The 8,956-nt window shown below is 37.0% G+C and carries 12 protein-coding genes; 5 read left to right on the forward strand and 7 right to left on the reverse strand.

All coding sequences use genetic code 11. The annotated features are described in order from the left end of the window. A partial coding sequence (locus J7E67_RS28585) for a hypothetical protein (protein ID WP_214733320.1) occupies nucleotides 1-221 on the reverse strand: 221 nt, incomplete at its 3' end. Nucleotides 222-246: 25 nt separating this feature from the next. Then, complete coding sequence (locus J7E67_RS28590) at nucleotides 247-735, reverse strand: GNAT family N-acetyltransferase (protein ID WP_214711965.1); 489 nt, start codon at nucleotides 733-735, stop codon at nucleotides 247-249. A gap of 127 nt (nucleotides 736-862) precedes the next feature. On the opposite strand from J7E67_RS28590, the gene J7E67_RS28595 reads away from it, so the two are divergent. After that, complete coding sequence (locus J7E67_RS28595; RefSeq protein ID WP_214711958.1) at nucleotides 863-1,336, forward strand: hypothetical protein; 474 nt, start codon at nucleotides 863-865, stop codon at nucleotides 1,334-1,336. 317 nt (nucleotides 1,337-1,653) lie between these two features. Here the strand turns inward: J7E67_RS28595 and J7E67_RS31975 are convergent, their stop codons facing one another. Next, on the reverse strand, nucleotides 1,654-1,782 hold the full coding sequence (locus J7E67_RS31975) for a hypothetical protein (protein WP_285290456.1): 129 nt from the start codon (nucleotides 1,780-1,782) through the stop codon (nucleotides 1,654-1,656). 446 nt (nucleotides 1,783-2,228) lie between these two features. Here J7E67_RS31975 and J7E67_RS28600 point away from each other — a divergent pair, with 446 nt between their 5' ends. The 3 genes from J7E67_RS28600 to J7E67_RS28610 are packed head-to-tail and all read left to right on the forward strand — an operon-like array spanning nucleotide 2,229 to nucleotide 5,370. Next, nucleotides 2,229-3,314, forward strand: a complete 1,086-nt coding sequence (locus tag J7E67_RS28600; protein ID WP_214733321.1) for a BMP family lipoprotein — start codon at nucleotides 2,229-2,231, stop codon at nucleotides 3,312-3,314. Nucleotides 3,315-3,361: 47 nt separating this feature from the next. Further along, entirely contained in the window at nucleotides 3,362-4,459 is a 1,098-nt protein-coding gene (locus J7E67_RS28605; RefSeq protein WP_214711964.1) for a carbohydrate kinase, read from the forward strand. Then, nucleotides 4,456-5,370: a pseudouridine-5'-phosphate glycosidase gene (locus J7E67_RS28610; protein ID WP_214711956.1), complete on the forward strand. Its 915-nt coding sequence runs from the start codon at nucleotides 4,456-4,458 to the stop codon at nucleotides 5,368-5,370. The genes J7E67_RS28605 and J7E67_RS28610 overlap by 4 nt, the downstream gene beginning before the upstream one ends. 492 nt (nucleotides 5,371-5,862) lie before the next feature. Here J7E67_RS28610 and J7E67_RS28615 read toward each other — a convergent pair whose 3' ends face one another. The 3 genes from J7E67_RS28615 to J7E67_RS28625 form a co-directional block, all read right to left on the reverse strand. Further along, the gene (locus J7E67_RS28615) at nucleotides 5,863-6,207 is read right to left on the reverse strand and encodes an avidin-fold protein (RefSeq protein WP_214711955.1); all 345 of its coding nucleotides are present in this window, start codon (nucleotides 6,205-6,207) and stop codon (nucleotides 5,863-5,865) included. A 190-nt stretch (nucleotides 6,208-6,397) separates the two neighbouring features. Continuing rightward, entirely contained in the window at nucleotides 6,398-7,279 is an 882-nt protein-coding gene (locus tag J7E67_RS28620) for a PhzF family phenazine biosynthesis protein (RefSeq protein WP_214711954.1), read from the reverse strand. A gap of 451 nt (nucleotides 7,280-7,730) precedes the next feature. Further along, a complete protein-coding gene (locus J7E67_RS28625) occupies nucleotides 7,731-8,024 on the reverse strand; it encodes an antibiotic biosynthesis monooxygenase family protein (protein WP_214711953.1) in 294 nt (97 codons plus the stop codon). Nucleotides 8,025-8,254: 230 nt separating this feature from the next. Here J7E67_RS28625 and J7E67_RS28630 point away from each other — a divergent pair, with 230 nt between their 5' ends. After that, nucleotides 8,255-8,572 carry a hypothetical protein gene (locus tag J7E67_RS28630; RefSeq protein WP_214711951.1) on the forward strand — a complete coding sequence of 106 codons (318 nt, stop codon included), beginning with the start codon at nucleotides 8,255-8,257 and terminating at the stop codon, nucleotides 8,570-8,572. Nucleotides 8,573-8,689: 117 nt separating this feature from the next. On the opposite strand, the gene J7E67_RS28635 is transcribed toward J7E67_RS28630, so the two are convergent. After that, complete coding sequence (locus J7E67_RS28635) at nucleotides 8,690-8,896, reverse strand: hypothetical protein (RefSeq protein WP_168244179.1); 207 nt, start codon at nucleotides 8,894-8,896, stop codon at nucleotides 8,690-8,692. Between the last annotated feature and the right edge of the window lie 60 nt (nucleotides 8,897-8,956).

An 8,956-nucleotide genomic window follows, 5' to 3' on the forward strand; every position in this document is an offset into this window, starting at 1 on the left:
TACGAAGCAGGGGAGACCCCGCAGGCGCTTAAGCGCCGAGGAGGCTCCCCGCTACGCCCGCGGAAAGCGAAGCGCCTGGAGCGCAAATCAACAAACAAATTAACAAAGACATAAAAAAGACTGCCGGCAAACCCAAGTTTTTCGGATTTGTCGACAGTCTGAGACGATTCGGTCCCGAATCGTCTTTTTTCATGCCTTTTATCTGTAAGATTTTTTTCCATATGGTTAATAAAATCACCCAAACATTCAAACTAACTTTTTACTCATGTTGTACCAAATCACTCCGCCATGGTGGGAGCTTGAAACCCCATTGTTGAGGTATCCGTGGTTTTCATAGAAGTGAATTAAGTCAGCTTTACAGGTAAGTGTCATCGTCTCACGTTTTTTTGCACTTGCCTCTGTTTCTATATGTGCAAGTAAGGCTGATGCCACACCACGTTTTTGAAAATATGGGGACACCGCTAATCCTAAAATACTTTGATGACCGCCAGACACAGGATTCTCCTTTATATCACTAAAGAGGTCATCTGTAATGTATGCACGATCAATGACAGGACCATTGACTAGACCAACAATCACGTCCTTCTCTTCAGCTACAAAAAAACTATCTGAAATAAAATGAATGCGCTTTTCAAAAGCTTCTTTGGTCGCTGCTTCCTCTTTTGTAAAGCAAAGATGTTCAATGTCTATTAGATTTGGTAAATCTTCCAATTTTACGTTTCGAATTTTTAACATATCTATCATTCCTACATCCTAATTAATTATATAAATAATTCGATCAAATAAATTTACCTAAGTGTCCTTTACGGGCTCGTCTTAATTACATACACTAAAACAATTCAACAGATTGGGAGTGAAATAAATGTATTCTAACTTAGTTACAAATGTTAGAACAGCCTTGGCTTACACGGTGCAGGCCATTCGATTTGCCGATAGTGCCTTAATCCTTTTTTTAGAAATGCCCGCATTTCCTTTACCACCAAATCCAATTAAAGTACAATTCTACCAAGATGTCGTCGATAATCTCACAGAGGCTTATCTTGCCATGAAAGCATTACCTTTCGATACTCATTTTCCTAGTGATCCTGTTTTTCCAAATGCCCCTATTGTTCCCCAAAGCCAAGATAACCAACACCTTATTCATCTATCCGACAACCGCATCTCACTGGCATTAGATAAGACGGAAGATACCATTAATTACCTTGACCAAGCAATTCTGTTAAGCGGTGACAATGATCGACTTAATGGGCAGCTCTTTTTCATTAAACTAAGTTTAGTAGCCGCTCGAGACGCACTCGTTTCAGGTCTAAATGAACCGGATTTTGATGTAGGTTAACTCCTATTTTTCTAAGCTGACGGGCACAATTAACCTCTAATTTTACCGTCGACTCCTTTTTTCTATGGTGGCGGGCACAATAATGATGGACAAAAGTTACCGCAGTAGCAAGGGATTTGTCTTTCATAAGCTTTATGATGGACAAAAGTTTCCGCAGTAGCAAGGGATTTGTCTTTCATAAGCTTTATGATGGACAAAAGTTACCGTAGTAGCAAGGGATTTGTCTTTCATAAGCTTTATGATGGACAAAAGTTACCGTAGTAACAAGAGATTTGTCCATCATAGGTTCCGCTTAATGATGCTTCTAATTTAGAGTCTTATTCTTTTATCTCAATCACAAATGGGAATGCCCTTCCTGTTCCATAGTGTTTAAACTCAGCCCAAATTTTATAGGTGCGAAGCTTATCGAAGGTTGTTTCAAAAATCGTAACCACATAACATGCCATTAATTTATAATTCCTCTTTTTCCATTAATAATTCCTCCTTATTTTCTTATCGATTGAATGAAATGCCTTTACATATGTTGATAATATAGTCTTAGTTTCTTCTTACACAATTCCCCAGGTTTGAGTCCATGATGTTAGTGACCGTGAATTTCCTTTTTCCTCTTCTTCCCATGGTTTCATTGTACGGCGTATCCATTCCCTGCAAACCGCAGACATTTTGAAAACTACCGCAGAAAAATGGGGCACCACCGCATCTGTTTTAAAGATGATGATTCCACATCAAAAAAACAAACCTTATCACAGTGCAAAGGTTTGTTTAGGTTCTGCTAAAATAGTTGACCTAAATTCTGGCAGGATGTATAATTCAAACATAAGTTTAACCTTTAAACAAAAGTTTATAAGGCCGTTTTTCTTAACTAAACAAACATCATAAGGGGGTACATATTTTGAAAAAACAAAAAGTTGGAATGGCTCTATCACTTGTTCTTGCTGCAGGTACACTGTTAGGCGCTTGTGGAAAAAGTAATGACAACAAAGGCGATGAAGCGGCCAAAGGCGGTAGGAATGATAAAACTTTCACTGCTGCAATGGTGACTGATATCGGGGGGGTTGATGACAAATCATTTAACCAATCATCTTGGGAAGGTCTCAAAAGTTTTGGCGAAGAAAACGGTTTGAACAAAGGTAAAGGCGGTTACGAATACCTTCAATCCAAATCGGATGCAGATTATACAACAAACTTAAATAAACTTGCTCGTGAAGGATTTGACTTAGTTTATGCGATCGGTTTCTTGATGCCAGCAGCAGTTAAGGAAATTGCAACCCAACAAAAAGATTCCAAATTTGCAATCGTTGATGCTGAGGTAAAGCAGCCAAACGTTGCAAGTATTTTATTCAAAGAGCAAGAAGCTGGATTCCTTGCAGGAATTGCAGCGGCTAAAACAACAAAATCTAACCATATCGGATTTATTGGCGGCATGGAAATTCCGGTTGTTGAACGTTTCGAATCTGGTTTTTTAGCCGGTGTTAAAGCTGCTAAACCTGAGGTAAAAGTGGACGTGCAATATGCAGGTGCTTTTGACAAGGCAGAACTTGGTCAAACAATCGCTTCTAAAATGTATTCTTCTGGTGCGGACGTAATATTCCACTCCGCAGGGGGAACTGGTGTCGGTTTATTTAAAGAAGCAAATGACCGAAAAGCAAAAGACCCTGGCAAAGATATTTGGGCTATCGGTGTAGACCGTGATCAAGCTGATATGGGTAAAGATGTGGTTCTTACATCGGCTTTAAAACGTGTTGATGTAGCTGTTAAAGACCTGGCAACAAAAACAAAAGAAGGTAATTTCCCAGGCGGCGAAGTTGCGCTATTTGGTTTAGCAGAAGATGGTGTTGGCTTATCCCCTATTAATGCAAAAGCTACAAACAAAGCGGAAATTGAAGCGGCCATAAAAGAATGGGTTGAAAAGATTAAATCAGGTGATGTAAAAGTTCCTGAAACACGTAAAGAATTAAAAACTTTTAGTCCAAAGTAATCGTACTGATTAGGAAGATTAAATGGGGTGAGTTTGTGCCTGAAAGAATGAATGATAAAGAACAATTGATTATCGATTTAATACGTAAGAACCCCTATGTTTCTCAGCAAGAACTGGCTGAAATATTAGGCTTATCCAGGCCTTCCATTGCAAATATTATTTCTGGCTTGATTAAAAAAGGTAATATTCTAGGCAGAGCTTATATTCTTAGTGAATCACAACATGTTATTTGTATAGGCGGGGCTAATATTGACCGTAAATTCCATATCAAAGACAAAGCCCAGTTAGGTACTTCCAATCCGATTTACGCCACTCAGAATGCCGGCGGGGTTGCCCGGAATATCGCTGAAAATCTAGGGCGACTTGGAATGGACGTATCACTTATTTCTACATGCGGCGCCGATAAGGACTGGTCGGTCATTGAAGATTCATCATCTCTTTACATGAACTTAGAAACCGTGACCCAATTTCCTGAAAAATCAACAGGTTCCTACACGGCTGTTTTAGACTCTAGCGGAGAATTAGTTATTGCGTTAGCGGATATGGAAGTGTATGAGGCAATCACACCTGATTTACTGCTTAAACATGACGTACAATTAAGTCACGCAAAATGTATTATGGTCGATTTAAACTGTCCGAAAAAAACGATTCAATTCTTGTGTCATTTCGCATATAGCCATGATTTACCGATTGTGTTAATACCCGTTTCATCGCCAAAGATGAATCGATTACCAGATAATTTAGAAGGTGTTACATGGCTCATTACGAACCGAGATGAATCTGAAACATACTTCCAAACAGAAATCAAAAATGAGGAAGATTGGAAGAACGCATTAGAAAAATGGCTGGCACTAGGGATAGCCAATGTGGTTATTACGAATGGAAAACAAGGCTCGATGATAGGTAATAAAAAAGAAGGAATTTTTCATGTACCTTCTATTGAAATTAATGAAGTCGTCGATGTAACGGGTGCGGGAGACGCTTTTTCCTCCGCTGTTATTTACTCTTGGTTAGAAGGTAAATCGTTGGTCGAAATTGCTAAAGCTGGGAGTATGAATGCTTCTAAAACACTGCAATCATCTTATACAGTTAGACAGGATTTATCAGCAGAACAACTACAAAAAGACATGGAGGAATTATCATGAAACAATACATTACATTATCTGAAGAAGTACGTATCGCCAAGGAACAAGGAAAACCAATCGTTGCCTTAGAGTCTACAATTATCTCACATGGTATGCCATACCCACAAAATGTGAAAACCGCACGTGAAGTGGAACAAATTATCCGTGATAATGGTGCTGTTCCGGCAACAATTGCAATCGTTGATGGTAAAATTAAAATTGGATTATCCGATGAAGAGCTAGAAATGTTCGGTAAGAGTTCAGATGTAGCAAAAGCATCTAGACGTGATTTAGCTTATTTACTCGCTACAAAAAAACTAGGGGCAACAACAGTAGCCGCAACCATGATTTGTGCCGAGGCTGCAGGAATTAATATCTTCGTAACTGGTGGTATTGGCGGTGCTCACCGCGGTGCAGAGACTACCATGGATATCTCTGCAGACCTAGAAGAACTCGGACAAACAAACGTGGCCGTCATTTGTGCAGGTGCCAAATCGATTCTAGATTTAGGGTTAACAATGGAATATCTTGAAACAAAAGGCGTACCTGTTATTGGTTATCAAACCGATGTACTCCCTGCCTTCTATACGCGCAATAGTGAATTCTCAGTGAACTTCCGTGCAGACGATGCGGAAACAATCGCCTCGACGCTAAAAGTTAAATGGGATTTAAACCTAAAAGGCGGAGCTGTGATTGCCAACCCAATCCCTGAAGAATTCGCTATGGATGAAAAAACCATTACTAATGTAATTGAAGCAGCTTTAAAGGAAGCAGAAGAAAAACACATATCTGGTAAAAATGTAACGCCATTCTTACTAGGTAAGGTGAAAGAATTAACTGATGGTAAGAGCCTAGATGCAAACATTGCTTTAGTTAAAAACAATGCAGTGGTGGGAGCTCAAATAGCTGTAAGTTTTAATGGTATGAAATAAGGATTGAAAAACAACTTTTCCCGGCAGCAGCCTCATGCTTGCAGACACAATCTAGCTTCTAGATGAGTCTGCAAGCTTTTTTATTGATATAGGATTCTTTTGGAAGTTTAGCTTCTATTTTACACAAGAAAATATTAAAAAGAGCGGAATCCTCATCCTTCGTTTATACTCACTTTCATTCCTAAATTCTTCTGGCCTTGGAGTACCTTCTCTTAAATCATCAATCTTAAATCCAATATCATAAATTTTGGAATATTTTATAAAAATTATTAATTATTTAGAAATCTCTACTCTTCACCCTACCCTGATAGTAGAACAAGGAAAATGCGATGCCTTTTTAATGCATCGCACTCGCTATTCAACAATCTTAATTAATTCCAACTGAATGACTTCTTCTTTCTAACAATACCGTATCACGCCACACACCATCCATTTTTCCAATACGCTCTCGCATTCCAACTTTCCATAAAACCACCTGCTTTAAATTATTTATTATGAATTAACTTCTTCAATAATGGATTCTCCCTCACTTTGGTCCGAATCTGTCCATTTCCACCTTTCATGTAATCTAATTCTTCCATCTGGTAGAGATTCTGGAGTAGAGAAACATTGACCGCCTCTTATTTCGTTTTTTGTATTAATATGATTATATCTAAACTGTAAACTGCCATTTTCCTCAACAATTCCAATAAGAGTACCTTTTAGTATGTCTCCTCCACTATAGGTTGCTGAGAGTATGTTTCCTTCTTGTTGGTATTCAAAAATTGTTTCTACAGTAACCTCACCGTTAGCTGTATTTTCAACTGAAATAAATTTCCGGCCATTGTAATTTATCAACATTTAACCTCCTTCAGTAGTTTTAATATTCAAACATTTTATCACATCTTTTGTACTTCTGTTCAATCAAACCTTGTCTTTATTATAAAAATTTAATTTTTATTAATAGTCTTCAATAACTCCTGGCCCTTTAGCTTAATAACAAAAAAAGAGGTCGCCGAAGCACCCCCTCGATAAAGAAGGATTATTCTCATAAAAACCATTCACCCTGAGCAATTTTTTCTACTTTTCCTCCTACATTAACGTTGATTTTCCCGTTATTATTACTTGCCTTTAAAAATAGTAAAGAAGGTCTTTTAATTTCATATCCTTGTTCTACACTAATATTTATTTCACTTTTTTCAAAATATCGGTATTTAACAAGGTAAGATGCTAAACATCCATTGGCACTTCCAGTGGCTGCGTCCTCGGGAACACCATAATAATCTGCAAAGTCTCGAACATTTAAATCATTTTCAGAATTATACGTTTCAGGAGAAAAAACCATTATTGCTTTTGCATTAATATGTTCAATTAACTCAAAGTATTTTTCTTTATTTACCCTTACTTTTTTAACTGCTTCTAAAGATTTTAAAGGTACAACAATCACTGGAAGGCCTGTTGAAACCTCTTGGATAGGAAATCTATCATCTATGTTTTCTTTATCTATATTTAAAACATCAGAAACAATATTTGTATCTAAAATCCCACCAAAAGTTGGTTCATTTTGTTTCATCCATATAATTTCTTCTTGATTATCGAACGTGACGGGAATCTGTCCGGCTTTGAAATTTAATATAAGTTTGTCCAAGGGTTCATCTAGGATTTCATTTTGAATGATATATGCAGTTCCTAATGTCGGATGCCCAGCAAAAGGAACCTCTTCATTAGGTGTAAATATACGAACATCATAACCAGCATCTTTTTTTGTATCTGATAAGATAAAAGTAGTCTCGGAGAAATTGATTTCCTTAGCTATTTGTTGCATTTTATTATCTGAAATGTTTTCAGCATTCTTAAAAACAGCAAGTTGATTTCCTGTATATTTCCCTTGTGAAAAAACATCAACAATAGAATAATTTATTTTCCCCATAAGTTTCTCCCCATTTATATATTTGTAATTTATTATATAACATACCAAATATTTCACTTTAGTTCCCTAAACTTGATTTCATTCAAGTAAACTCCTGTGCGTACATTAAGAAATAAACTCCTCCGTTATTTGATGAAAATCCTCCAGTTTGGCCATTTCTTTTCAAGCGTCATATTAAGCACAACAAAAAAGGGATTGTCTCAGCAATCCCACTCTACAACCCTTAAACCCTATTAATTGTATTGGTGCTCTTTTCGACTGAATCTGTATCGATTGAGTTGATCTATGATAGTAAAATCCTATAGGCCACTTGTCCAAACACACCTACAACGAAAAATGGTTAATGGAAGAGCTTGAAAAAAGAAACCTTGCTGTTATTGACATTTCGTATGCTGTGTTAGGGACAAGAGGAGATTTGTATATCGATTTGAATAACCAATTACAATAACAATCAAAGAGTGATATTCTCAAAATGTTCAACAGTTGGGAATGGGTCATAGAAATGATGTAACAGTTTTTTCCATTCTTGGTACTCGTTTGATTGCCTAAATCCAACTGTATGGTCTTCTAATGTTTCCCACTTTACCAGTAATAAATATTTCCCCTTCACTTCTATACAACGCTGTAATTCGTGCGATATGTAACCTTTCATAGAAGCAATGATATCTGATGCCTGACGAAATGCTTCCTCATAATCCTCTTCCATTCCTGGCCTAACCTTAAGCATAACCGCTTCCAATATCATGTAATTCCCCCTTAATAGATTTGCCTTTGCCGTTTTGTAAAAATTCGACATAAATCTATTTTTTTCCTTTATTACAGTCGAATAATTCTTAAGAAAGTCGCTAATATGTATTTTTCATCACATCTTCTTTTAACAATCGGATGTACAATCGAAGTGAATCTATTAAAAGAAAAGGGGCTTAGTCTATTTATTTATCGGAATCTATACATAAAAGTTAGGAGGTTGTTCTTTTGTTCAATTTACTAATATTCGTTTTAATCGCTATTACTCTGATCTTATTGAGTCTTTTTATTGATGGGCTAATGAGGTTGTATAAGCAAGAAAAGGAAGATAAAAAAAATATTGTCCGAGATGGAATGGAAGGTTATTTGGATCAAACATTTGGAATTGGGCCGGTTAAAATATTCAAAACAATGTTTGATGCCGATGGCAATGTAAGATATTTGATTTATTTGCCGCAGTACGAATGGTTTAAATCCCCGAAATACAAATGGTATGAAGTGTATGCCACCAAAAATGGCTTTCAACATATTGAAATCGACAGATGATTTCGTTCATACTGACAAAGAACGCCCCAATTCTATGGGGTGTTCTTTGATTTATCAGGTATCTAGTCTTGCATGGGACAACTATTTTACACAGTAATATTTGGAAAAACTATTTTATCATTCTGTCGATTGGGCTTTAGATGTGTTTTGTACTTGTGTTACGGCCGTTAAAGCAGACGAAATTTCGTTTGATGCCTGTTTCATCGCTTCCTGGGCGAGAGTAGGATCGGAATTTGCTTTTTCAATTGCTTTTGTTAACAATTCTTCTGTTAGTGCTACATTTGCTTTTGCTTGGTTTAGTTGATTTACATCAATTTGTGGCATGAGTTTCTCTCCTTTTGTTTCGGCTGTGTTAAACTAGTTTGTTGATTTCCGCTCCAGGCG

The sequence above is a fragment of the Bacillus sp. ISL-46 genome, from assembly GCF_018613205.1.

Coding starts and splice junctions, on each gene's coding strand:
- J7E67_RS31975 (WP_285290456.1), bottom strand. CDS start 1,782: ATGGCATGTTATGTGGTTACGATTTTTGAAACAACCTTCGATAAGCTT.
- J7E67_RS28610 (WP_214711956.1), top strand. CDS start 4,456: ATGAAACAATACATTACATTATCTGAAGAAGTACGTATCGCCAAGGAA.
- J7E67_RS28605 (WP_214711964.1), top strand. CDS start 3,362: ATGAATGATAAAGAACAATTGATTATCGATTTAATACGTAAGAACCCC.
- J7E67_RS28635 (WP_168244179.1), bottom strand. CDS start 8,896: ATGCCACAAATTGATGTAAATCAACTAAACCAAGCAAAAGCAAATGTA.
- J7E67_RS28595 (WP_214711958.1), top strand. CDS start 863: ATGTATTCTAACTTAGTTACAAATGTTAGAACAGCCTTGGCTTACACG.
- J7E67_RS28625 (WP_214711953.1), bottom strand. CDS start 8,024: ATGATATTGGAAGCGGTTATGCTTAAGGTTAGGCCAGGAATGGAAGAG.
- J7E67_RS28620 (WP_214711954.1), bottom strand. CDS start 7,279: ATGGGGAAAATAAATTATTCTATTGTTGATGTTTTTTCACAAGGGAAA.
- J7E67_RS28590 (WP_214711965.1), bottom strand. CDS start 735: ATGTTAAAAATTCGAAACGTAAAATTGGAAGATTTACCAAATCTAATA.